At 57.2% G+C, this 24,782-nt stretch carries 19 protein-coding genes and 2 tRNA genes; 11 read left to right on the plus strand and 10 right to left on the minus strand.

Going from position 1 to position 24,782, the window contains the following annotated elements:
• Window positions 1-81: 81 nt before the first annotated feature.
• The 7 genes from ubiE to HZS52_RS10195 all read right to left on the minus strand — a co-directional run bounded on the left by ubiE (window position 82) and on the right by HZS52_RS10195 (window position 8,428).
• The gene (ubiE, locus tag HZS52_RS10165) at window positions 82-837 is read right to left on the minus strand and encodes a bifunctional demethylmenaquinone methyltransferase/2-methoxy-6-polyprenyl-1,4-benzoquinol methylase UbiE (protein ID WP_009287442.1); all 756 of its coding nucleotides are present in this window, start codon (window positions 835-837) and stop codon (window positions 82-84) included.
• A 149-nt stretch (window positions 838-986) separates the two neighbouring features.
• Window positions 987-1,370: a gamma-butyrobetaine hydroxylase family protein gene (locus HZS52_RS10170; protein WP_190374681.1), complete on the minus strand. Its 384-nt coding sequence runs from the start codon at window positions 1,368-1,370 to the stop codon at window positions 987-989.
• Between the two features lie 112 nt (window positions 1,371-1,482).
• On the minus strand, window positions 1,483-2,805 hold the full coding sequence (gene hslU, locus HZS52_RS10175; RefSeq protein ID WP_009287441.1) for an ATP-dependent protease ATPase subunit HslU: 1,323 nt from the start codon (window positions 2,803-2,805) through the stop codon (window positions 1,483-1,485).
• A gap of 51 nt (window positions 2,806-2,856) precedes the next feature.
• On the minus strand, window positions 2,857-3,390 hold the full coding sequence (gene hslV / locus HZS52_RS10180) for an ATP-dependent protease subunit HslV (RefSeq protein ID WP_007113850.1): 534 nt from the start codon (window positions 3,388-3,390) through the stop codon (window positions 2,857-2,859).
• Window positions 3,391-3,528: 138 nt separating this feature from the next.
• On the minus strand, window positions 3,529-4,263 hold the full coding sequence (locus HZS52_RS10185; RefSeq protein WP_190374682.1) for an SPOR domain-containing protein: 735 nt from the start codon (window positions 4,261-4,263) through the stop codon (window positions 3,529-3,531).
• Window positions 4,264-4,266: 3 nt separating this feature from the next.
• Window positions 4,267-5,952, minus strand: coding sequence for an arginine--tRNA ligase (gene argS, locus HZS52_RS10190; RefSeq protein WP_009287439.1), 1,686 nt, complete (start codon window positions 5,950-5,952; stop codon window positions 4,267-4,269).
• Between the two features lie 277 nt (window positions 5,953-6,229).
• Complete coding sequence (locus HZS52_RS10195) at window positions 6,230-8,428, minus strand: primosomal protein N' (RefSeq protein ID WP_053856988.1); 2,199 nt, start codon at window positions 8,426-8,428, stop codon at window positions 6,230-6,232.
• Between the two features lie 268 nt (window positions 8,429-8,696).
• Here HZS52_RS10195 and rpmE point away from each other — a divergent pair, with 268 nt between their 5' ends.
• Together rpmE and HZS52_RS10205 are read left to right on the plus strand one after the other, a co-directional pair.
• A complete protein-coding gene (gene rpmE / locus HZS52_RS10200) occupies window positions 8,697-8,912 on the plus strand; it encodes a 50S ribosomal protein L31 (protein WP_081742600.1) in 216 nt (71 codons plus the stop codon).
• Between the two features lie 356 nt (window positions 8,913-9,268).
• Window positions 9,269-10,540 (plus strand): malic enzyme-like NAD(P)-binding protein, encoded by a 1,272-nt coding sequence (locus HZS52_RS10205; protein WP_022522107.1) that lies wholly within the window; start codon window positions 9,269-9,271, stop codon window positions 10,538-10,540.
• A gap of 71 nt (window positions 10,541-10,611) precedes the next feature.
• On the opposite strand, the gene HZS52_RS10210 is transcribed toward HZS52_RS10205, so the two are convergent.
• The gene (locus HZS52_RS10210; RefSeq protein ID WP_022522108.1) at window positions 10,612-11,430 is read right to left on the minus strand and encodes an acyl-CoA thioesterase; all 819 of its coding nucleotides are present in this window, start codon (window positions 11,428-11,430) and stop codon (window positions 10,612-10,614) included.
• A gap of 113 nt (window positions 11,431-11,543) precedes the next feature.
• Between HZS52_RS10210 and tadA the strand changes: the two genes are divergently transcribed.
• Entirely contained in the window at window positions 11,544-12,014 is a 471-nt protein-coding gene (gene tadA, locus HZS52_RS10215; RefSeq protein WP_022522109.1) for a tRNA adenosine(34) deaminase TadA, read from the plus strand.
• A gap of 10 nt (window positions 12,015-12,024) precedes the next feature.
• Here the strand turns inward: tadA and mltF are convergent, their stop codons facing one another.
• Entirely contained in the window at window positions 12,025-13,488 is a 1,464-nt protein-coding gene (gene mltF, locus HZS52_RS10220) for a membrane-bound lytic murein transglycosylase MltF (RefSeq protein ID WP_009287436.1), read from the minus strand.
• Window positions 13,489-13,696: 208 nt separating this feature from the next.
• On the opposite strand from mltF, the gene purL reads away from it, so the two are divergent.
• Window positions 13,697-17,647, plus strand: coding sequence for a phosphoribosylformylglycinamidine synthase (gene purL / locus HZS52_RS10225; protein WP_190374683.1), 3,951 nt, complete (start codon window positions 13,697-13,699; stop codon window positions 17,645-17,647).
• Between the two features lie 98 nt (window positions 17,648-17,745).
• On the opposite strand, the gene HZS52_RS10230 is transcribed toward purL, so the two are convergent.
• Window positions 17,746-17,985, minus strand: coding sequence for a hypothetical protein (locus HZS52_RS10230; protein WP_022522110.1), 240 nt, complete (start codon window positions 17,983-17,985; stop codon window positions 17,746-17,748).
• A 115-nt stretch (window positions 17,986-18,100) separates the two neighbouring features.
• Between HZS52_RS10230 and radD the strand changes: the two genes are divergently transcribed.
• From radD to nadA, 7 genes are all read left to right on the plus strand, one after another.
• Complete coding sequence (gene radD / locus HZS52_RS10235; RefSeq protein ID WP_190374684.1) at window positions 18,101-19,891, plus strand: DNA repair helicase RadD; 1,791 nt, start codon at window positions 18,101-18,103, stop codon at window positions 19,889-19,891.
• A 100-nt stretch (window positions 19,892-19,991) separates the two neighbouring features.
• Window positions 19,992-20,942 (plus strand): segregation and condensation protein A, encoded by a 951-nt coding sequence (locus HZS52_RS10240; RefSeq protein ID WP_009287433.1) that lies wholly within the window; start codon window positions 19,992-19,994, stop codon window positions 20,940-20,942.
• On the plus strand, window positions 20,939-21,790 hold the full coding sequence (gene scpB, locus HZS52_RS10245) for an SMC-Scp complex subunit ScpB (protein ID WP_009287432.1): 852 nt from the start codon (window positions 20,939-20,941) through the stop codon (window positions 21,788-21,790). Before HZS52_RS10240 ends, scpB begins: the two co-directional genes overlap by 4 nt.
• Window positions 21,777-22,652: a 23S rRNA pseudouridine(2605) synthase RluB gene (rluB, locus tag HZS52_RS10250; RefSeq protein WP_009287431.1), complete on the plus strand. Its 876-nt coding sequence runs from the start codon at window positions 21,777-21,779 to the stop codon at window positions 22,650-22,652. The genes scpB and rluB overlap by 14 nt, the downstream gene beginning before the upstream one ends.
• A gap of 182 nt (window positions 22,653-22,834) precedes the next feature.
• Window positions 22,835-22,910 (plus strand) — tRNA-Lys (locus HZS52_RS10255).
• Between the two features lie 115 nt (window positions 22,911-23,025).
• Window positions 23,026-23,101 (plus strand) — tRNA-Lys (locus HZS52_RS10260).
• A gap of 267 nt (window positions 23,102-23,368) precedes the next feature.
• The gene (gene nadA / locus HZS52_RS10265; protein ID WP_027958657.1) at window positions 23,369-24,397 is read left to right on the plus strand and encodes a quinolinate synthase NadA; all 1,029 of its coding nucleotides are present in this window, start codon (window positions 23,369-23,371) and stop codon (window positions 24,395-24,397) included.
• Window positions 24,398-24,782: the final 385 nt, after the last annotated feature.

Below are 24,782 nucleotides of genomic sequence, written 5' to 3' on the forward strand. Positions count from 1 at the left end.
TAGATAGCGTCATCGGCCGCAGGGACGTTGTCTGGCTTTTGGACGTCATGCTGTTTTGCAATGTCGTACTGCTTTGAAATGTCATAACTTAATGCCGCGGTGCAGCGCAACGATACCACCGGTCAGGTTGGTGTACTCAACCCGCTCAAGTCCCGCCTCTTCCATCATGGCTTTAAGCGTTTCCTGATCTGGGTGCATGCGAATCGACTCCGCCAGGTAGCGGTAGCTGTCGCCGTCCCCCGCCACCAGTTCACCCATTTTGGGCAGCAGGCGAAAAGAGTACTCATCGTAGGCCTTGGAGAGCAGCGGGTTGTTGGGTTTGGAGAACTCCAGCACCAAAAGACGGCCACCGGGCTTGAGCACACGGGCCATGGAGCGCAGCGCGGCGTCTTTGTCGGTGACGTTACGTAGGCCAAAGGCAATGGTGATGCAGTCGAAGCTGTTGTCGGGAAACGGCAGACTTTCGGCATTGGCTTGAACATACTCGACGTTGCCGCCTACACCGTTATCCATCAGTTTGTCGCGGCCCACTTTGAGCATGGAGGCGTTGATGTCGGCAAGTACGACTTTGCCCCGGGGGCCAACCAAACGGGAGAACTTAAGCGTTAAATCCCCTGTGCCGCCCGCGATATCCAGCACGTGGTGACCAGGCCGAACCCCTGCGCGTTCAATGGTAAGACGCTTCCAGACTCGGTGGATGCCCATGGACATCAGGTCGTTCATCACATCGTAGCGGGCAGCCACGGAGTGGAAAACATCGGCCACTCGTGAAGCTTTTTCATCAACTGGGACTTCCTGAAAACCAAAGTCAGTGGTGCGTTTTTCTGTGGGGCTCATTGGGCAGTAGCTCCCGAATTCGAGGCGATGGCAAATCGACCTTAGGTCTTTTGACCCTGAGATCGACGCGATTAAAAGTTAACGCCATTGTAGCCTTGTCCACCCTGGCTTGTCTGCCTGGCTTCTTGTATAGGATATGAGTCAGGTAGTCACAGTTGCTTGAATTGAATGCTGGCGGGCTCTCGCGAGGCACCGGCCTCTTTTAAACGCTGCAAGTAGTTGTTCCAGTAGGCTTCTTGGTGGGTCGCGAGGTCATACAGGTAGTTCCAGCTAAATAGCCCGCTGTCATGGCCATCATCGAAGTGCAGTTTCAGTGCATAGTTGCCCGCCTGAGTAATATTTTGCAGGCCGACATCTTTTTTACCCACTTGCAGTACCGCGGTGTCGCCGCCGTGGCCACGCACTTCGGCGGAAGGCGAATAGACGCGTAAAAACTCAACCGGGAGGTGAAAACTCTCCCCATTGGCGTAGCCAAGCTCCAGCTCGCGGGCCTGTTTATGGTAGTGAACCCTAGTGGGGGGGGGCGCATTCATGATGAAACCTCATCGCTAAGTGTCCATGGCTTATGAACATAGCAGCAAGCCCGCAAAGAGCGGGCTTGCTGTTGCTGACGATACCAATGCTGATGATAACAGCAGACGCAGCTTACAAAATATACCGCGACAGGTCTTCGTCGACCGCCAGTTCGCCAAGCTGAGCATTGACATAGTCGCCGTCAATTACCAGCGGGCTCTCCATATCGCCGCCTCGGAAAGAGGCTTCTTCCAATAGCCGCTCCATCACTGTGTGTAGGCGGCGGGCGCCGATATTTTCAGTGCCTTCGTTGACCTGCCAGGAGATCTGAGCGATGCGCTCGATACCGTCGGGAGTAAACTCTACGTCCAGCCCTTCGGTGGCCAGCAGCGCTTGGTACTGCTTGGTCAGCGAGGCGGAGGGCTCGGTGAGAATGCGCTTAAAGTCGTTGGGCGTTAGCGCGTCAAGCTCAACCCGGATCGGCAAGCGGCCCTGTAGTTCAGGGATCAGATCCGATGGGCGCGACAGGTGGAAAGCACCGGAGGCGATAAACAGGATGTGATCGGTTTTAACCATGCCGTACTTGGTCGAGACGGTGGAACCCTCTATCAGCGGCAGCAGGTCTCGTTGGACGCCCTCACGGGAGACTTCGCCACCGCTGGACTGGCCGCTACCCTTGGCGACTTTATCGATCTCATCCAGGAATACGATGCCGTGTTGCTCGACCGAGTAGACCGCGCGGGATTTGATCTCTTCCTCGTTGACCAGCTTGCCCGCTTCTTCATCGCGCAGCAGTACCAGCGCCTCTTTGACTGTTACGCGGCGGTTTTCACGCTTCTGCTGGCCCATGTTGGAGAACATGCTCTGCAGCTGGCTGGTCATCTCTTCCATACCTGGTGGCGTCATGATATCGATGCCTTGGCCCTGGGAAGAGATTTCGATATCGATCTCTTTATCGTCCAACTGCCCTTCGCGAAGCTTCTTGCGGAAGGTCTGGCGGGTGCCGCTGTCTTCACGGGGTTTATCTTCCTGACCTCGAGGCGGCGGCAGAAGGGCATCCAGTACGCGGTCTTCTGCAGCATCTTCGGCGCGGTGGCTAACTTCTTCTTTGGCCTGTTCGCGCACCATCTTGATCGCCGCTTCCATTAAGTCGCGGATAATCGACTCTACATCACGGCCTACATAACCAACTTCAGTAAACTTGGTCGCCTCGACTTTAATAAACGGCGCTTTAGCCAGTTTGGCCAGGCGGCGGGCAATCTCGGTTTTACCCACACCCGTGGGGCCGATCATCAAAATATTTTTAGGAGTGACTTCTGGGCGCAGGTCGTCATCGAGCTGCATACGGCGCCAGCGGTTACGCAAAGCAATTGCCACGGCGCGTTTGGCATCCTGCTGGCCAATAATGTACTGGTCTAGAGCGTGAACAATTTCGCGGGGTGTCATCTGAGTCATATAAGTAACCTTAGTGTGCAGTGAGCGGCGCTTGGGGATCGCGTGAGTTGATTAGCGATCGTCAATCGACAGCTCTTCGAGGGTCACGTGGTGGTTGGTGAATACACAGATATCACCAGCGATCGAAAGCGACTTCTCGGTGATTTCACGCGCCGACAGCTCGGTATTTTCCAGTAGCGCTCGGGCGCTGGCTTGGGCGAAGTTGCCGCCAGAGCCAATGGCAATAATGCCGCGCTCGGGTTCGACTACATCACCGTTACCGGTAATGATGAGCGAGGCGCTGTGATCCGCAACGGCGAGCAGCGCTTCCAGGCGGCGCAGCGCCCGGTCAGTGCGCCAATCTTTGGCAAGCTCAACCGCTGCCTTGGTCAAATGGCCCTGGTACTTTTCCAACTGCGCTTCAAAGCGCTCAAACAGCGTGAACGCATCCGCCGTGCCACCTGCAAACCCGGCCAGTACCTTACCGCGGTAGAGGCGGCGTACTTTGCTGGCGTTACCTTTCATTACGGTATTGCCCAGCGATACTTGGCCGTCGCCAGCGAGGGCGACCTGATTACCACGACGAACGGAGACAATAGTGGTCATGGAGATAACTCCTTGGGGGAGGCGAGCTCCCGATGACTGGCAGGCCACTCAATAAGCGACCATTGTTTAAGCGTTCACAACAAAATGCGGGCGGCTGATAAAAAATCAACCGCCCGCAGGGTAATCCAGGAGGGATTATTAGTTTTGCAGTTGGATAAGCAGCGGCTCAATTCCTTGGGTATTCATTAAATCCTGGGCCCGGTTCAACTCACGGGTGTCCTCGTAAGGTCCCACTTGTACCCGGTGCCAGGTATTGCCATCCGCCTTTACTTCGCTGATTTCCGCCAGCAGGCTTAAATTGCGCAGTCGGCCACGCAACTGTTCGGCGTCGCTGGCTTCACGAAACGAGGCCGCCTGAAGCATATAGCGCCCTGGGGTATTGGTGGCCGCTTCATTCTCCTGAGCCGCCGATACCTGATCTTCAGGTCGGGTGTTGGCGGCAATCACCTGGGCGATGGGGTCGTCGCCTGCAGCGCCAGAGGCCGCAGCACTATCGGCTGTCGGTTCGGGAGCCTCCGGGCGCACAACGCTTGAAGGCAGAGAGACGCCGGGGGCAATGACCTCGGTTTCCGGCAGCAGGGTATAAAATTCAAACGTCGGCATCGACGGTTCAGCGGCTTCCTCGGTTTCCCGAGCGGCGGCGCGCTCTTCGCTACCCGAGGGCTTGGGCAGTACCGTGGCTTGAGGCGCTTCGTTCTGCTCTTGCCAGGGGGCGGTGCCGTGCTGGTGCTGAGCCAAAAAGAAGCCCGCCGCCATACCGGCAAGGCCCCACAGCCAGCCGGGTAGGCGGAAGCCGCCGCCTGAGCTGCGTTTGGAATTGCGCTGCGATGTGGCTCCGCGGCGGGGGGCGGGCTTTTTGCGCGGGCTAGCCATTGCTTACATCTCCTCTGGGGCGCTAACCCCCATTAAGTCAAGCCCGTTGCGCAGCACTTGACGGGTGGCGAGGCCTAGTGCCAGGCGCGTATTGCGCAGGGTGTCGTCTTCGACCATTACTTTGACGGCGTTGTAGCAGGTGTGGAAATCGCCGGAAAGGTCGAGCAAATACTGGGCAACCTGCTGTGGCTCGCGGTTTCTGGCGGCGGTTTCCACTACTTCAGGGAAGCGCGCTAGCCGGTTAAGTACGGCTTTCTCCTGGTCGCTGTCCAGCAGCGCTAGGTTGGCCAGTGCCAAGGCGTGATCAAACGGCTGGTCGGCATCCTGGGCTTTGCGCAGCATGCTGCAGACCCGGGCGTGGGCGTACTGGATGTAGTAGACCGGGTTGTCATTCGACTGGGAGCGGGCCAGGTCGATATCAAAGGTGAGCTGCGAGTCGGCGCGGCGGGCGGCGAGGAAGAAGCGCGTGGCGTCGCGGCCCACTTCGTCGATCAAGTCGCGCACAGTGACATAGCTGCCGGCGCGCTTGGAGAGTTTTACCTCGACGCCTGAGCGGGTAACCATGACCATCTGGTGGAGCACGTAGTCGGGCCAGCCTTTGGGAATGCCTACTTCCAGTGCCTGTAAACCGGCGCGTACGCGGGTGACGGTGGAGTGGTGGTCGGCACCCTGCTCGTTGATCACGGTTTTGAAACCGCGCTGCCACTTGTCCAGGTGGTAGGCCACATCAGGCAGGAAGTAGGTGTAGCCACCCTCGCGTTTGCGCATCACGCGGTCTTTGTCATCACCGAAGTCGGTGGTGCGTAGCCACATGGCACCATCTTCTTCATAGGTGTGGCCTGCGCTCACCAGTTTTTCAACAGTGGCGTCCACCTTGCCATCTTCATAGAGTGAGGACTCTAGGAAATAGACGTCAAACTCCACACCGAAGGCTTTTAGATCCAGATCCTGTTCGCGACGCAGCCACGCCACGGCAAACTCTTGAATGGCGTCTAAATCATCCGGGTCTTTTTTGGCAGTGACTTCGCGGTCATCGGCACTGACCGTTTTGCCTGCCAGGTAGTCGTTGGCCACATCGACGATATACTCGCCGCGATAGCCGTCTTCGGGCCAGCTATCGTCGTCAGGGCCTAAGCCTTTCACCCGCGCTTGTACCGAACGCGCCAAGTTGGCGATCTGGGCGCCAGCGTCGTTGTAGTAGAACTCGCGGGTGACATCAAAACCGGTGGCTTCGAGAAGGCGGCATAGGCAGTCGCCAATCGCTGCGCCCCGACCGTGACCTACGTGCAGCGGGCCGGTGGGGTTGGCGGAAACGAACTCGACCTGCACTTTCTCGCCTTTGCCGACCATGCTGCGGCCAAAGGTGTCGCCGCAGTCGAGTACCTGGGCAACGATTTGCGCTGCGGCATCGGCGGCGGCGAAAAAGTTGATAAAGCCGGGGCCCGCAATCTCGGTTTTTTGGATAGCGTCGCTTTCGGGTAGCGCTGCAACCAGCGCGTTGGCTAATTCACGCGGATTTTTGCCTGCCGGCTTGGCTAACATCAGCGCCAAGTTGGTGGCGTAATCGCCGTGGGCCTTGTCTTTGGTAGGATCCACTTTGATGGTGGGCTGAAGGTCGTTTGGCAGCACGCCTTGGTGCTTGAGCGCGGTGATCGCGCCTTCGAGCAGAGAAACTATCGTATCTTTCATGTGGGTATCCGGTTACGTCTGTGGCGGCGTGTGCTAACGCGCAGCAGTAAAGGTGCGTCGGCAAAGCGGCTATTATCGGCAATTGAGCCGCAGTTTCAAAGGCGTGTTGCTAAACAAACGGTTCTGTATATGTATTGGTGTCGAGGACAGGTTTCCGCGAGGGCGCTGTTGACCCCTCCCTGGGCGCTACTTTTTCCGTCCATGGAAAAAGACCCTCACTACAACCTGCCCTGACACCAGTTATGTAAATCGCTGTTTTAACTGTTATATACAAGTACTAAGCGAGGGTTTGTGGGTCGATATCAATCGACCAGCGTACCTTGCGGGCCTCTCGATTGGCTTCAAGCCACTGCACCAGCCAGCTAACGGCCGGGTGTAGTTGGCTGCGTTTATCGGCTGCCAGCATAACGTGTAAATGGTAGCGGTTCTGGCGTCTTTCCATCGGCGCGGGCACAGGCCCCAGGCAGCGGGTGGCTACGCCGGTCTCTTTTAACCATTGGCGCAGGGCTTGAGCGGCCTGTTGCGCCATGGCCAAAGCGGCCTCCTCTTTGGGGCTTTCGATGCGTAGCAGTGCCATAAAACAGAACGGGGGCAGCTGGGAAATGCGCCTTTCTTCCAACATATTGCGCGCAAGGGCCCCGTAGCCATGTTCAGCCAATTGGCCCAAGTGTGGGTCGTCGGGGTGGAGGGTTTGCACCAGCACTCGGCCTGGGTGGGCGGCGCGACCGGCACGGCCCGCTACTTGTTCAAGTAGTTGGGCGCTGTGCTCCAGAGCGCGAAAATCAGCGGCGTAGAGGCCGCCGTCGGCATTGACGACCACGACAAGTGTGACGTGGGGTAGGTGGTGCCCTTTGGCGAGCATTTGAGTACCGACCAACACGCAGGGTTCGCCGCGCTGAATCTCTTTTAGTACCTGTTCAAAACTGTCCCTGCGCCTAGTACTGTCGCGATCGATGCGGTGGATAGTGGTTTTCGGGAACAGCGTTTGCAGCGTTTCTTCAGTGCGTTCTGTGCCGCTACCCAAGGCGCGCAGGTCGCCGCTGCCACACTCGGGGCAGGCGTCCGGCAGGGCGCGGCGGCTATCGCAGTGGTGGCAAGCCAGTAGGGGGGGCTGGCGGTGTAGCGTCATGCGCGCATCGCACTGGTGGCAATCGGCCATCCAGCCGCAGGCGTGGCAGGCAAGTGTTGGTGCAAAGCCGCGCCGGTTGATAAAAATCAGCACCTGCTTGCCAGTGCTCAAGGTGCTTTTAATCGCTTTGATGGCACCGGGCAGCAGGCCGCCCTGGCGGCGCTGGTGGCGTAGATCAATCAGCTCCAGCTTGGCTGGCGGGTGCTGGCTGGGGCGCTGGGTCAGGCGTAGGTGGCGGTAGGTGCCGCTAAGTGCTTGGTGCAGACTCTCCAGGGAGGGTGTGGCACTGCCCATCAGCAGCGGGATTTTATGGTAGTGGGCCCGAGCCACGGCTAAGTCGCGGGCGTGGTAGCGCAAACCGTCGTGCTGCTTGTAGGAGCCGTCGTGCTCTTCATCGACAATAATCGCGCCGGGGTTGGCCAGCGGGGTGAAAATCGCCGAGCGGGTACCGATGATAATGAGCGCCCGGCCGCTGGCGGCGGCTTCCCACACATCTAGCCGTTCGGGGTCGGTGAGGCCTGAATGCAGCGCCACCACGGGTACCCGAAAGCGGCTTCTAAAGCGGGCGAGTGTCTGTGGGGTTAAGCCAATTTCCGGTACCAGTACCAGCGACTGTTTCCCCTTGGCGGCGACGGCTTCAATAAGCTGCAGGTAGACTTCTGTTTTGCCGCTGCCGGTGACACCCTCGAGTAAGCAGGGGTGATAGCCATCGAGTTTTTCATGCAGTGTGGCTAGCGCCGTCGCCTGTTCACGGTTAAGCGGCAGGGCCGGTGTTGCCAGTAAGTTGCCGCTGGGTGGCGTTGGGGCAGTGAGGATGTGTTCCTGGCTGGATGCGAGGCCTTTCTTCTCCAGCGCTAATAGCTGGTCGCGGGCAAAGCCGTGGGCGCTAACCGCACGGCCAGGCAACCCATGAGGGTGTTGGCGCAGCAGCGCATGCAGCTCGGCTTGCTTGGGCGCTCGGCTGAGTATTTCTTCTGCGCCTTCGCCTTGGGCAAGCCAGAGAGTCTGGGTGCGCCCAGCCATGGGGTGCCCCTGGCGTAGCCGTGCAGGCATGGCGTGGTGCAGGGTGTCGCCTAGGCTGTGCTGATAATAACGGGCGGCAAAACGGCATAGCCATAGCCAATCCTCCGGCAACGGGGCATCATCCAGCGCTTCGCTGATGCTACGCAGTTGGCTGCGCGGAAGGTCGCTGTGGTCAGCCAATTCGACGACCACGCCGACGACTTCGCGGCGCCCAAAGGGCACTCGCACTCGCAGCCCCGGCTGCCAGCCGCAGGGAGGCGTTTCCCTGGAAGGCAGGTAGTCGAACAGGCGGCGCAGCGGCGAAGGCAGCGCTACCTTGAGCACTTGATCGAGTGCTTGGGAAGATCTTTGGGACGGTCTTTGAGACTGCCCTTGAGAATATGCCTGCGAAGAAAAAGAGTCAGCCAATTGGCCTCCGGCGTTAGTTTTGCTAGAATATGCGACCGCTCTGAATCCTAACGATCTTTATCGATCTATTTGTAAAGACCTATCGTAACGACAGAGCGGCTAACCGGTTAGTCGTTTTTTCCAAACCCGTATGCGGTACCTGGCACGAGATCAGGTGGCGGCATATAGCTTCGTGAGGCTCGAAATGAGACAAGGTATTCACCCGAATTACAACACGGTCACCGCCAGCTGTTCTTGCGGCGCCACTTTCCAGGTAGGTACGACCTCTGGTCAGGACTTCTCCTTGGATGTGTGCTCTAACTGCCACCCGTTCTACACTGGTAAGCAGAAGCAAGCGACCACTGGTGGCCGCGTAGAGCGTTTCAACAAGCGTTTCGGCGCTGCTGTTAAGCGCGGCTAATCCCAGTCGGATAGCCATATCGCCAGCATGCCTGTTCATATCAGGCTATTCCTATAAGGCTATGCTCGCGCAAAACCCACGCCTCGGCGTGGGTTTTTTGTGAGCTGGATATGCTTGCTGCATGAATTTTATGTGAAAAAAATTTCCATAAATTCTGTTATGCAGCAATAAGTAAAGCATTATGAGTAAAGCCTGTTTGCATAAGTTTCTGCAAATAGTGGCTAAAAGTGACGAATGTGAAGATAAAATTCGGTTAAACGAGCGTTTTGTCGTAAGTTGACGGCGCGCTTGAGGCGCTATGGTTTTTTCTATATTCTGAAACGACTTATCTACTTTATGTTAACTGGACTCTGACCATGACGGATGCAAATAAGCAGGCTGCTTTGGATTATCACGCGAAACCGATTCCCGGTAAGCTTTCGGTGGAGTTGACCAAACCCACCGCGACAGCACGGGATTTGGCACTGGCGTATAGTCCAGGCGTGGCTGAGCCAGTACTTGAAATTGCCCGGGATGCGGAAAATGCCTACCGCTATACCGGCAAGGGCAATCTGGTCGCCGTGATTACCGATGGCAGCGCTATTCTGGGTTTGGGTAATCTGGGCCCGCTGGCGAGCAAGCCAGTGATGGAAGGCAAGGGCGTGCTGTTTAAGTGCTTTGCAGGCATCAATTCGGTGGATATCGAAGTGGATGCGGAAAGCCCCCAGGCGTTTATCGATACCGTCGCGCGCATTGCCGATACCTGGGGCGGGATTAACCTTGAAGACATCAAGGCGCCGGAGTGTTTTGAAATTGAGAAAGCACTGGTTGAGCGCTGCAGCATCCCGGTCTTCCACGATGACCAGCACGGCACCGCAATTGTGACAGCGGCCGGTATGCTTAATGCCTTGGATATCGCGGGCAAAAAAATTGAGAACGTCAAGATCGTTTGCATGGGCGCAGGGGCGGCGGCGATTGCCTGCATGCGGTTGCTGGTCTCCTGTGGTGCGAGTAAAGAGAACTTGGTAATGCTGGATCGGCGTGGCGTTATTCATACTGATCGCGAAGGTATCAACGAATATAAGGCTGAATTCGCCCGTGATACCGAGATGCGCACCTTGGACGATGCCATCGACAATGCTGACGTCTTTATCGGCCTGTCAGGCCCGGGGCTGCTGTCCGCTGATCAGGTGAAGAAAATGGCGCCAGATCCGGTGATTTTTGCCTGCACCAATCCGGATCCGGAGATCCATCCTGACGTTGCCCGGGAAGCGCGCCCGGATGTGATCATGGCCACCGGCCGTTCGGACTTCCCGAACCAGGTCAACAACGTGCTGGGCTTCCCGTTTATCTTCCGCGGCGCTTTGGATGTTCGCGCCACGCGCATTAATGAAGAGATGAAGCTGGCCGCGGTGCATGCCTTGAAAGACTTGGCCCGCGAGCCGGTTCCTCAGGAAGTGCTGGACGCCTACGAGCGCACCGAGATGAGTTTTGGCCGCGAGTACATCATTCCCACGCCGGTCGATATTCGCCTGCTGGCGCGGGTTTCCTCGGCGGTGGCGCAAGCTGCGGTTGATTCTGGTGTCGCCCGTAAGCCTTTCCCGGCGCACTACCCGCTGCAGTCAATTAATGATGTTTATGGCGGCTAAGGCACTGCGCCCTGGTTAGTCGATTTACGCCCGCTGCTTAGCGGGCGTAAATGTTTTGAGAGATTATTTATTTAGCTTTGAGAATAGCGTGTTAACCCTTCCTGAGCGGTGGAGGCCACTAAGCGGCCATCGCGGCTGTAAATATGCCCCCGCGCCAGCCCGCGAGCGCCGCCTGTCCAGGGTGAGTCGATGACGTATAACAGCCAATCGTCAAGGCGGGTGTCCTGGTGGAGCCACAGGGCATGGTCAAGGCTGGCAATGCGTAGCTTGGGGTCTCGGTACTCAATGCCATGGGGAATCAGGCTGGTGGTCAGCAGATTGAAGTCAGAGGCGTAAGAGAGCAAGTGGCGGTGCAACGCCGGGTCGTCTGGCAGCGTGCCGGAAAGACGAAACCATAAGCATTGGCCAGCAGGTGTACCGTTGTCGGGGTTGCCGGGTAGATGCACAAACTCAATCGGGTGACCGGGAAAGCGGTCATGCTTGGCCTCGCCGTTCTCGATTAACGCTTCGGGTGTCGGCACATCCGGCATGGTGCGCTGATGGCTAAAGCTCGCCTCAGCGCTTTGAAAGGAGGCGCTGCAGAAGAAGATTGGCCGGCCTTTTTGAATGGCAGTGACACGACGGGTCGTGAAGCTGCCGCCATCGCGGATGGTATCCACTTGGTAGACAACGGGGCGATGTGGGTCACCAGGACGCAGAAAGTAGCCGTGCTGAGAGTGCGGGCGGCGCTCAATGGGCACTGTGCGCGCAGCGGCTGCAAGCGCTTGGCCGAGTACCTGACCACCATAGAGCTGAGGAAAGCCTAGATCCTGACTCTGGCCACGATATAGCGTCTCTTCCAGCGTTTCTAGCTCCAGTAACGCTACCAGTTTGTTCAGCGCGTCTGTCATTCTCGGTATCCTTGCGGCTGTCTCAATCGAATGCTGTCGATGAAAGTGAGTTGCTACGACGGGGGACAACCCTTTCATACGATCGTTTAGCTACCTTAGCGGAGTTTACGTTTATGCGCAGCGATGAATTTTACATGCACCGGGCGCTTGACCAAGCACACTTGGCCGCTGCGGCAGGTGAGGTGCCCGTGGGGGCGGTTGTCGTCGATGCGCAGGGGGAGATCATAGGCGCTGGCTGCAACGCCCCGGTAGCCAGTTGCGACCCCAGCGGCCATGCGGAAGTTCGTGCGCTGCGCGAGGCGGGGCAGCAGCAGGGGAACTATCGGCTTGAGGGCTGCACGCTGTTTGTCACCTTAGAGCCGTGCATGATGTGCGCAGGGGCGATGATACATGCTCGCCTAGCCCGTTTGGTTTACGGTGCTGCTGAGCCTCGGGCTGGCATGGTTGAATCAAAGGCTAACCTACTGGCGCAGCCGTGGTTCAACCATCAGGTCGCGGTGACTGGCGGTGTATTAGCAGCACCCTCGCAAAAATTACTGAAGCGTTTTTTCACCGCGCGACGCGATCAACTTAGCCAGAAATAGTTAAGAAGTGTTAATCAAGCGGCGGCACAAGTTCGAACAATAGCAGTGGATCATCGTTGACTGACGTTTGTTCTAGTTGGAAAAACTGCTGGCGGCTACGTTCAACATACTCAATCATTTCGTAGTAGCGACGGATATTGCGTACGTATATTACTGGCTCGCCACCACGGGCGTAGCCATGCCGCGTTTGGCTGTGCCATTCACGCTGCTGTAGCAGGGGCAGTGCGGCGCGTACATCCGTCCAGCTGTCGGGGTCACCGCCTCGCATCTCGGCAATCTTACGGGCGTCGTATAAATGCCCTAGCCCCACATTATAGGCAGCCATGGCCATAAAAAGCCGGTCATCACCGGTAATGCTTTCCGGTAGGCGGTCTTTGATGCTGCGCAAATAACGGGCACCGCCATCAATGCTTTGGGCCGGGTCGGTGCGGTCGCTGATGCCCATCTCGCTGGCAGTGGGGTTGGTTAGCATCATTAAACCACGCACCCCGGTCGGCGAGACCGCATCTGGATCCCAGTGCGACTCCTGGTAGCCCACGGCCGCGAGTAGCTTCCAATCAAAACCTGTTTCCTGGGCGGATTGCTGGAATAATTCAGTATAGCGAGGCAGGCGTGCATCCAGATGGTCAAGAAAGGTGCGGGTACCGACATACTCCAAGTAGTCGTCATGACCGAAGTAGCGGCTGACTAGCTGATCTAGCGTGCCGCTCTCCTGCAGGTCTTGGAGGAAGCGATTAGCAGCTTCGAGTAACCCCAAACCGCGACCGCTGGGCACTGCCCATGCCATGGAGAGCGGGTCGCCGAGGATAAAGCCACGCTCAACGTTGGGGAAAAACAGCCGGTTTAACCGAAATTGATGCTCAAAAATAACCGCTGCGTCCAGGGTGCCGTTTTCAACCCGGGCCAGCAGTTCGGCGACCTCCAACTCATGGGACTCTTTCCAGCTTAGGGTGGGGTGGCGTTTCTGGAGATCGCGCAGTGCTTCGCTGGTACCCGCTTCGCTAAGCGTACCAAGCTCCAGGCCGACAAGGTCGCTTGGTTCACTAATACCATTAAGCCCGCGCCGGTATACTACCAGCGGCTGCATCTTGATAATCGGACGGGTGTAGTAAACACCAGAGGGATTAGGCAGCAGGGGTAGCGCTGCCGCGCCCAGGTCGCCGCTCTCACGTACCGCCGGCAGCACGCTTTCAGGGTGATGGCGGGCGTTAAGGTTAAGACTCACCCCTAGATAGTCGGCAAAGCGGTGCATTAGCTCGTACTCAAAGCCGGTAGGGCCCTGGCGACCTTGGTAATAAGTGGTGGGTGTATTACGGGTGTGAACGGTAATAAAATCTTTTGCAGTGATCTGAGTCAGATGCTCGCCGGGAGGAACCAGGGAGAGGGTGGGCACCAGAGTCAGAAGCGTAATCGCTATTAGCGCATAATAAGCGCTGGCACGGGCTACAAAATGTCGGCAAATCAACGTCAGCATGGCGTCTTGTCGGCATGAAACAAGCTGCCACGATACCCAGCCAGGGGCAGGCTGTCACCTTGTTGATTTCGTGTGACGGCTGGTTTCCAGTATCATAGGCGTTTTCCGGTACCACATTATCTGTGTTTTCCGGCACCATAAAAGCACGGCCGCCTAGCGGCCCGGTGATTTCCCTGCTCGAATTTCCCTGCTCTAGAGGCTTCAGGATATGCTCGAACTGCGAGGCGCGCCCGCCCTTTCTGCCTTCCGTCATGCTCGGCTGTTAACGGTGCTGCGTGAACGTGTTCCCGAGGTGGAAGCGCTGTCTGCCCACTATGTTCATTTTATCGATGTTCACTCCCATGAGCGCCGCGAGGAACTGGATGACGCTGCCCGCGAACGTTTGGTGCAGTTACTTGATTACGGTACTCACTCGAGCGTAGAGGTTCCTGAGCGCGCCCAGCGCTTTTTGGTGGTGCCGCGCCTAGGCACCCAGTCGCCCTGGTCATCCAAGGCGACTGATATCGCCCACAACTGCGGCTTGCGCCAAATTAGCCGCATCGAGCGCGGCATCGATTACCGGGTCAGCTTCACCGCGATGCCGGACGAAGAGAGTTTGAGCGCGCTGGCGGCACTGCTACACGACCGTATGACCGAAACCGTGCTAGCCGATGCCTCGGACGCCGCTAAGCTGTTTGCTCAACACGACCCGGCACCGCTGGGCAGTGTGGATATTCTTGAGGGTGGCCGGGATGCGTTGGCAACGGCCAACCAGGCGCTGGGGCTGGCGCTGGCAGAAGATGAAATCGACTATCTTGTCGATGCTTTCAATGAGTTGGGGCGTAACCCCAGCGACGTTGAGCTGATGATGTTTGCTCAGGCCAACTCTGAGCACTGCCGTCACAAAATCTTCAACGCCGATTGGATGATCGACGGCGAGCTGCAGAGCCACTCGCTGTTTAAGATGATCAAGAATACCTTTGCGTCGTCGCCGGACAATGTTCTCTCGGCTTACAGCGACAATGCCGCTGTGATCAAGGGCAGTCAGGCTGGACGCTTCTTTGCCACGCCGCTGACAGGCGTTGACGACGAGCGCGCACTCTACGCCACTCATCAGGAACCCATTCATATCCTGATGAAGGTAGAGACCCATAACCACCCCACCGCGATTGCCCCTTTCCCAGGCGCGGCGACCGGCTCCGGTGGAGAAATCCGTGACGAAGGTGCTACCGGCATTGGTGGCAAGCCCAAAGCGGGGCTTTCAGGTTTTACGGTTTCCAACCTGCGTATTCCAGAATTCGTACAGCCCTGGGAAGCCTTTGATTACGGCAAGCCAGGGCGTATGGAGTCGGCGCTCAACATTATGCTCGAGGGCCCCATTGGGGGCGCCGCGTTCAACAATGAATTTGGCCGCCCCAATCTAACCGGCTATTTCCGCACCTACGAGCAGGAGTCACTTAACGACGGCGGTATCGAGCGGCGCGGTTTCCATAAGCCGATTATGCTCGCCGGTGGTTATGGCAATATCCGTGCCCACCATGTTCAGAAGGGTGATATCCCTGTCGGCGGCAAGCTGATTGTGATGGGTGGCCCGGCGATGTTGATTGGCCTGGGTGGCGGCGCAGCCTCCAGCATGGCTTCCGGCACTTCCAGCGCCGATTTGGATTTCGCTTCGGTGCAGCGTGAAAACCCTGAGATTGAACGCCGTGCTCAAGAGGTGATCGACCGCTGCTGGGCGCTGGGGGAGCACAACCCGATTCGCTTTATCCACGATGTTGGCGCGGGTGGGCTCTCCAATGCGTTGCCCGAGCTGGTAAAAGATGGCAACCGTGGTGGCCGCTTTGATCTGCGCGCGGTGCCCAACGCCGAGCCGGGTATGAGCCCGCTGGAGATTTGGTGTAATGAAGCCCAGGAGCGTTACGTGCTTGCGGTTGCACCAGAGGATTTGGATACATTTGATGCCCTGTGCAAGCGCGAGCGCTGCCCCTATGCGGTAGTCGGCGAAGCCTTGGAAGAGCACCATCTTGAAGTGCGCGACGGCCATTTTGAGAGTAAGCCGGTTGACCTACCGATGAGCGTGCTATTCGGCAAAGCACCCAAGATGCAGCGCGAATTTGAGCGTCGCAATCCGGAGCTCTCCGGCATGATGCTGGATAATCTTGACCTGCGCGAAGCACTTGATCGCGTACTGCGCTTACCTACCGTGGCCTCCAAAAGCTTCCTGATCACCATTGGTGACCGCTCGATCACCGGCCAGGTGGCTCGCGACCAGATGGTCGGCCCCTGGCAAGTGCCGGTGGCCGATGTAGCGGTGACCACGGCAAGCTTTGATACCCTCACCGGTGAAGCCATGGCCATGGGGGAGCGTCCGCCGGTGGCGCTAATCAACCCTGCCGCTAGTGCTCGCTTAGCGGTGGCCGAAGCGATTACCAATTTGGCGGCAGCACCGATTGCCAAACTGAGCGATATCAAGCTCTCCGCTAACTGGATGAGCGCGGCGGATCACCCAGGTGAAAATCAGGCGCTTTACGATGCGGTTTATGCGGTAGGTATGGAAATGTGCCCGGCGCTGGGCATTGCGATTCCGGTGGGCAAAGACTCGATGTCGATGCGTACCGCCTGGCAGGATGAGAACGAGCAGGGCGAATACGAAGATAAGAGCGTGACGTCGCCCCTTTCACTGGTGGTGACCGGTTTTGCTCCGGTGACCAACGCCCTGGCGACGCTCACGCCGCAGATCAATCTGGATCAAGACGAGTCGGATTTGATTTTGGTCGACCTGGGCAACGGTCAGAATCGGTTGGGCGGCTCCGCTTTGGCGCAGGTGTATGGCCAGGTGGGCAATGACTGCCCCGATGTGGACGACCCGGAAGATATCAAAGCGTTCTTCGAAGTGATTCAAGGCCTGAACCGCGACGGCAAGCTGCTGGCATATCACGATCGTAGCGATGGTGGTCTGCTGGTCACACTGCTGGAAATGGCTTTTGCTGCCCATGCCGGGCTTGAGATCAAGCTCGACTGGATGATCGACGAGCCAGTGGAGGCGTTGAACGCGCTGTTCTCGGAAGAGCTGGGTGCCGTGATTCAGGTCAATCGTGAACACACTGAAGAAGTGCTGGCGCAGTTTGCCGTGGCGGGTATCGAAACCTGTGGCGTCATCGCCCGCCCGCGTTACGATGACCAGGTGCGCGTCACGCTGTTTGAAGAGCCTTTGCTGGAAACCACTCGTCAGCTTACCCAGCGTACCTGGACAGAAACCAGTTACCGTATGCAGGCGCTGCGCGACAACCCCGAATGCGCCAAGAACGAATACGACAATCTGCTCGATGGCCGCGACCCGGGGCTATCTGCCACGCCCACCTTTGATATTAATGAAGATATCAGCGCGCCTTATGTCAACACAGCTAAGCCTGCCATGGCGGTGCTGCGTGAACAGGGCGTCAATGGCCAGGTAGAAATGGCCTGGGCTTTCGATAAGGCCGGGTTTGAGGCGGTGGATGTGCATATGAGCGACATCCTGGCGGGGCGTGTTTCGCTGGAAGAGTTCAAAGGGCTTGTGGCCTGCGGTGGCTTCTCCTACGGCGACGTGCTTGGTGCTGGCGGTGGCTGGGCCAAGTCGGTGCTGTTTAATGAGCGCGCCCAGGAGCAGTTTGCGGCGTTCTTCGCCCGCGACGATAGTTTCTCGCTGGGCGTATGTAACGGTTGCCAAATGCTCTCGCAGTTGAAATCGCTGATTCCTGGCGCTGAAAACTGGCCGACCTTTGTGCGCAATGAGTCCGAGCAATTTGAGGCCCGCGTTTCCATGGTGCGGGTTGAAAAGAGCCCCTCGATTCTGCTCGCCGGTATGGAGGGCTCAAAACTGCCCATCGCCGTTGCTCATGGTGAAGGGCAGGCGGAGTTCCGAGACAGCGCTCATCTGCGCAGCATGCAATCGAGCAACCAAATTGCTCTGCGCTATATCGATAACTACGGCCAGGCGACCACGCGCTACCCGGCAAATCCCAACGGCTCACCGGCGGGCATTACCGGTCTGACCACGCCGGATGGCCGGGTGACCATTATGATGCCCCACCCTGAGCGCGTTGCTCGGGCGGTTACCAACTCCTGGCGCCCGGCAGAGTGGACTGAAGATGGCGCCTGGCTGCGACTATTCCGCAACGCTCGGGTTTGGCTCAACTGATTCCAGTAATGCTCCAGATAGTGCGTTGGGCATAGCGCCCATGTTAACGGCGGATTTTTTTCCGCCGTTAACAGTTACGCGAGTCGTGACAACAGTTATTAAGAGTGCCGCTCGGGAGCGCTAGCCGGTGTTTTATCAGCCCCTTCGGGTGGCAATCCTAGTTTGGCCTCCAGCGTTTCAAGCTCTAACCGGTAGCGCTCAACGAGGTATTCGAAGCGCCCAAAATCATGTCCGCAATCCATGCAGAACACATGGGCTTTACCACGCCGCGTGGCGGGAAGGCGTTTTAAACGACTGCCGCATTCCGGGCACTCTGGGCTGAAATGGTTGGTTGTCATTGCTCACCTCACTAGTATCTTCTCGCTGATAAACGTTGCGATTTCTGGGATTATTTAAACCATCACTACTACGACGCGACGAAAGTCGTAATAGTTCAATAGCGGGCTAATTAATTTGTCGATACCTAGCTCCTCACTAGCTAACTCACCAACGCCCCAGCTTCGCCCCTATCAGCAGGAAGCGGTCAAGCGCGTGGTGGGCCATTTCCGAGCCTCAAGCGAGCCTGCGCTGGTGGTGCTGCCCACGGGCAGTGGTAAATCCCTGGTGATAGCTGAGCTAGCGCGCTTGGCCCGTGGGCGGGTATTGGTGCTGGCCCATGTGCGTGAGCTGGTGGAGCAGAACCATGCCAAGTACCAGGCTTATGGACTTGAGGCGGATATTTTTAGCGCCGGTTTAAAGCGCAAAGAGGCGAGTCGCCAAGTGGTATTTGGCTCGGTGCAGTCGGTGGTGCGTAACCTGGAGAGCTTTAACGACGCTAATTTTACCTTGCTGGTCATCGACGAGAGCCATCGTGTATCACTCAACGAAGACGCTAGCTATCGTCAGGTGATTGAGCACCTGCGCCAGCACAATCCACAGCTTAAAATACTCGGCCTCACCGCGACGCCGTACCGTTTGGGGCAGGGGTTTATTTATTACCGCCACCATCACGGCATGGTGCGGGGCAGTGAAGAGAGTTTTTTTCGTGACTGCGTCTTCGAGCAGCCGCTGCGTCTGATGGTGAAGCAGGGCTATCTGGCTGCGCCCAAGCGCCTGGATATGGCGATTGAGGGCTATGACTTCTCCGCACTCAAACCCTCTTCAAACGGTCTGTTCCAAGAGGAAGAGCTGAATCGCGTGGTGGCGGGCAGTCGAGCGACGCCGGGCATTATCGGGCAAATCGTCGAACGTGCGGTTGATCGCCAGGGCGTGATGATTTTTGCCGCCACCGTGGCCCACGCTGAAGAAATTATCGGTTATTTACCTCGAGCAGAGGCGGCTTTAATTACCGGTGCAACACCTTCCCAAGAGCGCACTGCGCTGATCGATGCTTTTAAAGCGCGGAAACTAAAATACCTGGTGAACGTCGCGGTGCTGACCACCGGTTTCGATGCTCCCCACGTGGATTTGATCGCTATTTTGCGGCCTACCGAATCGGTGAGCCTCTACCAGCAGATGGTGGGCAGAGGGCTGCGCCTGTCGCCGGGCAAGAGCGACTGCCTGATTCTGGATTATGCCGGCAACCCCTGGGATATCTTCGCGCCGGAAGTGGGGAAGCCGAAGCCCGATAGTGACAGCGAACCGGTTCAGATAGAGTGCCCCGACTGCGGTCATGCCAATCTTTACTGGGGTAAGCGCGACGGTGATTTAGTGATTGAGCACTTTGGCCGCCGCTGTCAGGGGCTAATTGAAGATGATGAAGGAAAGCGGCGCCAGTGTGAGTTTCGGTTCCGTTTTAAAGTTTGCGAGGAGTGTGGCGCCGAGAATGATATTGCCGCCCGCCGCTGCCACGGCTGCGAAAAACTACTGGTGGACGCGGATGATAAACTCAAGGACGCCCTAAAGCTGAAAGACGCCAAGGTATTGCGGGTAAGCGGTATGCAGCTGGAAGCGACCACTAACGGCCGTGGCCTGCCGCGCTTAAAAGTCACCTATCATGACGAAGATGGCACCCATCTTTCCGAGTGGTACGCGCTGGAAACCCCCGCTCAACGGCGCGCTTTTTATGCCGCCTTTCTGCGCTACCATCTGCGCGCACCGGGAGGTAAATGGCAGCCGCTAAGCGCCGAGGACGTCGTCGCCGAACAGCGCCGCCTACGCCACCCGGATTTTGTCGTAGGCCGCAAAGTGAGGCGCCATTTCCAAATCAGTGACAAGCTGTTTGACTATACTGGCCGCTACCGCAAAGCGGTGGAGGCGGGGTAGTACGCTTGTGCTTACTCTCTAATAGAGCAACGCGAATGCTAACGACTTTGCTAAACTGTTCGCTTGTGCCGATTTCCATTTTCCAAGAGAGCCGACCCGCGTGAGCGAGACGCCAAGCGTTACTGTTGATTTAGCAAGCCCTGATTCCGAACCCACCGAGCCAGTGGCAGCTTCGCTTGGGCGTCTGTTTAATGAGCCGATTACGCAAATGCCGGAGGATTTGTATATTCCCCCGGAAGCACTGCGTGTCTTTTTAGAGACCTTTGAAGGCCCGCTGGATCTGCTGCTCTATCTGATTCGCCGCCAAAACCTGGATATTCTGACCATCAACGTGGCGACCATCACCCACCAGTACATCGAGTACGTGGAGCTGATGAAGGCCATGGAGATCGAGCTGGCGGGGGAATACCTGTTGATGGCCGCTATGCTGGCTGAGATCAAGTCGCGCACCTTGTTGCCCCGCCCGCCGAAGGCTGAGGGCGATGACGAGGAGGATCCCCGCGCTGAGCTTATCCGCCGTCTGCAAGAGTACGAACGCCTTAAAGAGGCAGCAGAGACGCTGGACACATTACCGCGTATGGGGCGTGACTGGTTCAGCGTGCAGGCGGGCTTACCGCCACTGGAATCCCGTGTGATTCACCCCGAGGTGGAATTGGATGAATTGCTCAGCGCGCTCTCCGATATCCTCAAGCGTGCCGAGCTGGTGCAGGCCCACCAGATCAGCCGCGAGGTTCTCTCTACCCGCGAGCGCATGCTCAAGATCATGGAGCAGCTAAGTTACGACGACGCCCATCAGCGCTATACCCCCTTTGAAGCGCTATTTACTTTAGAGGAGGGGCGCGCAGGCGTGGTGGTCACGTTTATGGCGATTCTTGAGCTGGCCAAAGAAGCCATGATTGAAATTGTCCAAAATGCGCCGCTGTCGCCAATTCACGTGCGCGCGCGACGCGCTGCCCTTGCTGACGGCGAGGAGAGCGCTTTTGATGAGGGCGAGATAGAAGATGATGCCTATGGCGAGTCCGCTTTTGAACCTGACGAGGAGACGCCATGAGTAACACCGTCACCGCGTTAGATGACATTGTTTTAGATGATATTGTTGAAGCCGCACTGCTGGCCGCTGGCGAACCCTTGCCCCTTGAGCGGTTGGAGACACTCTTTCTTGAGGGCGAATGCCCCCCGCGCAAAGAGCTTCGTGACGTCCTGGAACGTTTGCAGCAGCGACATTCTGGCGGTGCACTGGAGCTCCTGGAAACGGTCTCAGGCTACCAACTGCGCATTCGTCCGCGGCTTTCCCAGTGGGTGTCGCGGTTATGGGATGAACGCCCCCAGCGCTACTCGCGGGCGCTGCTGGAGACACTGGCATTAATTGCCTATCGGCAGCCGGTTACTCGTGGGGACATTGAGGAAGTGCGCGGTGTCAGCGTGAGTAGTTCCATTATGCGCACCTTGGCTGAGCGCGGCTGGATTCGGGTGGTCGGTCATCGTGATGTGCCTGGCCGACCAGCGGTATACGCCACCACACGCAGCTTTTTAGACGATTTTGGGTTAAAAACCCTCGATGCATTGCCGCCCATGCACACCCTGGCAAGCTGGGATGAAAACGAGATATCTGAAGAACCGGGGATGACGATGGATACTGACATTCAGGAAGAAAATGGCCCCGGTACAGACCATGAAGCACTGGACGAAACGATCAAAACGGTGCAGGATGCGCCACCTCAGAAAGAACAGATAACCTCGGCTGAGATAGCCGACACGCACGCCGAGACGGCGTTAACCCAGCCGCTGAGTTTTGCCGACCTACAGGCTCGGCTCGCGGCACGTGCCAAGCGCCAACAAGATGAGCGCGAAAGCACGGAGACTACCGATGTGAGGTCAGACGACCATGAGTCAGAGTAATAACACCACGCCCCCCACCAGCGAAAAGCTGCAAAAAGTCTTGGCCCGTGCAGGCCTTGGCTCGCGTCGTGAGATGGAAACGGCGATTTCCGCCGGCCGTGTTAAAGTGAATAGCCAGGTGGCTAAGCTGGGCGACCGCGTTGAAGCGCGGGATAAAGTCAGTTTTGATGACCGTCCGGTGGCATTGCGCCCAGAAGAAGAAGTGCCACGCCGGGTGATTATGTATAACAAGCCGGAAGGCGAGCTATGCACCCGTAAGGATCCAGAAGGTCGCCGCACGGTGTTTGACCGCTTGCCGCGCCTGAAAGGCGAACGTTGGATTGCGATCGGTCGCCTGGATATCAACACCAGTGGTTTGCTGCTGTTCACTACCGACGGTGAGCTGGCCAACCGTTTGATGCACCCCTCTACCCAGGTGGAGCGCGAGTACGCGGTTCGCGTGATGGGTGAAGTGAAGCGCGAGCATATCCTGGCCATGGTCGATGGGGTCATGCTTGAAGATGGCCCGGCGCGCTTTACCGATGTTCAGGAGTTTGGTGGCGAAGGCATCAACACCTGGTTCCACGTGGTGATTCTCGAAGGGCGCAACCGTGAAGTGCGTCGTCTTTGGGAATCCCAGGCGCTGACGGTTAGTCGTCTTAAACGCGTGCGCTACGGCAATATCTTCCTCGATAAGCGGGCGAAAGCCGGCGAATGGGTCGAACTTACCCAGGATGAGGTGGATGACTTAGCCACGCTGGCTAACTTGGAAACACGTAAAGTGCCCGCGTTGACACCGGATGAGAAGAATCGCTGGAACCGCGATAAGCACAAGCGTAAGCCGGTACAGGCACTGCGCAAACCGAAAAGCAAGGCTCGCTAAGCGCGGCTTGCAGAGCCCGTTGAACCTCTTGGTGCTCAGTCGTTAGCGGTTAGGCTGATAAGCGTGCCTGTCAGCATTGAGTGACGCCAGCGGGCACGCAAATGGTTCATTATTGTAGAGTGAAAGCGAAAAAACGCTTGCTATCAATAAGGTGTAAGCGTAGGATATGCATCCGTTCAGGCGGGTCGTTAGCTCAGTTGGTAGAGCAGTTGACTTTTAATCAATTGGTCGCAGGTTCGAATCCTGCACGACCCACCATTCAAACGACTGATCAGTTTGAATAAAGTCAGTTTGAATGCAGTGGTGAACGTTTAAAGTATGTGTAGTAACAGTATGTGTAGTAACGCTGGAAAGTGATCAGCACAGCAAGTTTGGGTCGTTAGCTCAGTTGGTAGAGCAGTTGACTTTTAATCAATTGGTCGCAGGTTCGAATCCTGCACGACCCACCAAATTCAACGCCCCTGGCAGTTTAGCTGCCAGGGGCGTTTTGCTATGTGTCTAGAAAGAACTCTATGTGTGACAATCTGTTTGCAGTCAAACGCTATTTCCCGCCAAAATGGTTTAGAATAAATCTGTCTAGAATAGATTTTAAGCGATGGCCATCGCGAGAGACGCAGCGGCTCATCGCTCCAACGAGCGGTGCATGTGCAAGACGCACTGCGCCGTAGCCCAGTGTTTAACAGGGGGATTCCCTGTTCGTCACAGTGGTAGACACAATGACTATTATGACTACTCAAGCGAAGCTTGAGGCCCCGCTACCCACAGCCTACTGCCCGACCCGCATTCCGGCGGAAGATCAGGCACGGGTTGAAGAGATCAAACGACTGTTGAAGGCCCATAACGCCGTTTTGGTCGCACACTACTACACCGATGATGCCATTCAGCAACTGGCGGAAGAGACCGGTGGCTGTGTCGCTGACTCGCTGGAGATGGCACGCTTTGGTGCTCGCCACGAAGCCACCACGCTGGTCGTCGCCGGTGTCCGCTTTATGGGCGAAACCGCCAAGATCCTTTCGCCTGAAAAACGCGTGCTGATGCCCACCTTGGAAGCCACCTGCTCGCTGGATATTGGCTGCCCCGCCGATGAGTTCAGCGCCTTCTGTGATGCCCATCCTGACCGCACCGTAGTGGTGTATGCCAACACCTCTGCAGCCGTTAAGGCGCGGGCAGACTGGGTGGTGACTTCGTCGATTGCAGTCGAGGTGATTGAGCACCTGCAGGCCAAAGGCGAGAAAATTCTCTGGGCGCCCGATAAGCATTTGGGCGGCTATATCCAGAACAAAACCGGCGCCGATATGCTGATGTGGGACGGCGCCTGTATCGTTCATGAAGAGTTTAAGGCCAAGGGCGTTGAAGATCTGAAGCGCATCTATCCAGATGCCGCAGTACTGGTGCATCCCGAATCGCCTGAGCCAGTAGTGAAGCTGGCGGACGTGGCAGGCTCCACCTCGCAGTTGATCAAGGCCGCGAAAGAGCTGCCCAACGATAAGCTGATCGTGGCAACTGATCGTGGCATCTTCTTCAAGATGCAGCAGGCAGTGCCGGATAAAACGCTGTTTGAAGCGCCGACGGCAGGCAACGGCGCCACTTGTCGTAGCTGTGCACACTGCCCCTGGATGGCCATGAACGCGCTGGATAATCTAGCCGGTGCGTTGCGTGAGGGAAGTGGAGAAATTCAGGTGGATGAAGCGCTGCGTCTGCAGGCTTTAAAGCCCCTTGAGCGCATGCTTAACTTCAATGCTTAGCGAGAAAAGATTAACCGAATGTCATTGCGAACAAAGTGAAGCAATCTCGGGGTGACTGCCACCGCTGGTTAAGATTGCCGCGTCGCTGCGCTCCTCGCAATGACATGTGGTGTGTCATTGCGAACGAAGTGAAGCAATCTCGGGGGTACTGCCACCGCTGGCTGAGATTGCCGCGTCGCTGCGCTCCTCGCAATGACATGTGGTGTGTCATTGCGAACGAAGTGAAGCAATCTCGGGGGTACTGCCACCGCAGGTTGAGATTGCCGCGTCGCTGCGCTCCTAGCAATGACATGTGGTGTGTCATTGCGAACGAAGTGAAGTAATCTCGGGGTTACTGCCACCGCTGGCTGAGATTGCCGCGTCGCTGCGCTCCTCGCAATGACAC

Origin of the sequence: Vreelandella titanicae (genome assembly GCF_014697095.1) — a bacterium.
Taxonomy (GTDB): Bacteria; Pseudomonadota; Gammaproteobacteria; order Pseudomonadales; family Halomonadaceae; genus Vreelandella; species Vreelandella titanicae.

What these genes read in the sequence shown, in the direction of transcription:
- HZS52_RS10185 (WP_190374682.1), bottom strand. Translation starts at nt 4,263, where the DNA reads ATGGCTAGCCCGCGCAAAAAGCCCGCCCCCCGCCGCGGAGCCACATCG.
- mltF (WP_009287436.1), bottom strand. Translation starts at nt 13,488, where the DNA reads ATGCTGACGTTGATTTGCCGACATTTTGTAGCCCGTGCCAGCGCTTAT.
- purL (WP_190374683.1), top strand. Translation starts at nt 13,697, where the DNA reads ATGCTCGAACTGCGAGGCGCGCCCGCCCTTTCTGCCTTCCGTCATGCT.
- HZS52_RS10170 (WP_190374681.1), bottom strand. Translation starts at nt 1,370, where the DNA reads ATGAATGCGCCCCCCCCCACTAGGGTTCACTACCATAAACAGGCCCGC.
- argS (WP_009287439.1), bottom strand. Translation starts at nt 5,952, where the DNA reads ATGAAAGATACGATAGTTTCTCTGCTCGAAGGCGCGATCACCGCGCTC.
- HZS52_RS10210 (WP_022522108.1), bottom strand. Translation starts at nt 11,430, where the DNA reads ATGACAGACGCGCTGAACAAACTGGTAGCGTTACTGGAGCTAGAAACG.
- scpB (WP_009287432.1), top strand. Translation starts at nt 20,939, where the DNA reads ATGAGTAACACCGTCACCGCGTTAGATGACATTGTTTTAGATGATATT.
- tadA (WP_022522109.1), top strand. Translation starts at nt 11,544, where the DNA reads ATGCGCAGCGATGAATTTTACATGCACCGGGCGCTTGACCAAGCACAC.
- rpmE (WP_081742600.1), top strand. Translation starts at nt 8,697, where the DNA reads ATGAGACAAGGTATTCACCCGAATTACAACACGGTCACCGCCAGCTGT.
- rluB (WP_009287431.1), top strand. Translation starts at nt 21,777, where the DNA reads ATGAGTCAGAGTAATAACACCACGCCCCCCACCAGCGAAAAGCTGCAA.
- nadA (WP_027958657.1), top strand. Translation starts at nt 23,369, where the DNA reads ATGACTATTATGACTACTCAAGCGAAGCTTGAGGCCCCGCTACCCACA.
- ubiE (WP_009287442.1), bottom strand. Translation starts at nt 837, where the DNA reads ATGAGCCCCACAGAAAAACGCACCACTGACTTTGGTTTTCAGGAAGTC.
- HZS52_RS10205 (WP_022522107.1), top strand. Translation starts at nt 9,269, where the DNA reads ATGACGGATGCAAATAAGCAGGCTGCTTTGGATTATCACGCGAAACCG.
- HZS52_RS10230 (WP_022522110.1), bottom strand. Translation starts at nt 17,985, where the DNA reads ATGACAACCAACCATTTCAGCCCAGAGTGCCCGGAATGCGGCAGTCGT.
- hslV (WP_007113850.1), bottom strand. Translation starts at nt 3,390, where the DNA reads ATGACCACTATTGTCTCCGTTCGTCGTGGTAATCAGGTCGCCCTCGCT.
- hslU (WP_009287441.1), bottom strand. Translation starts at nt 2,805, where the DNA reads ATGACTCAGATGACACCCCGCGAAATTGTTCACGCTCTAGACCAGTAC.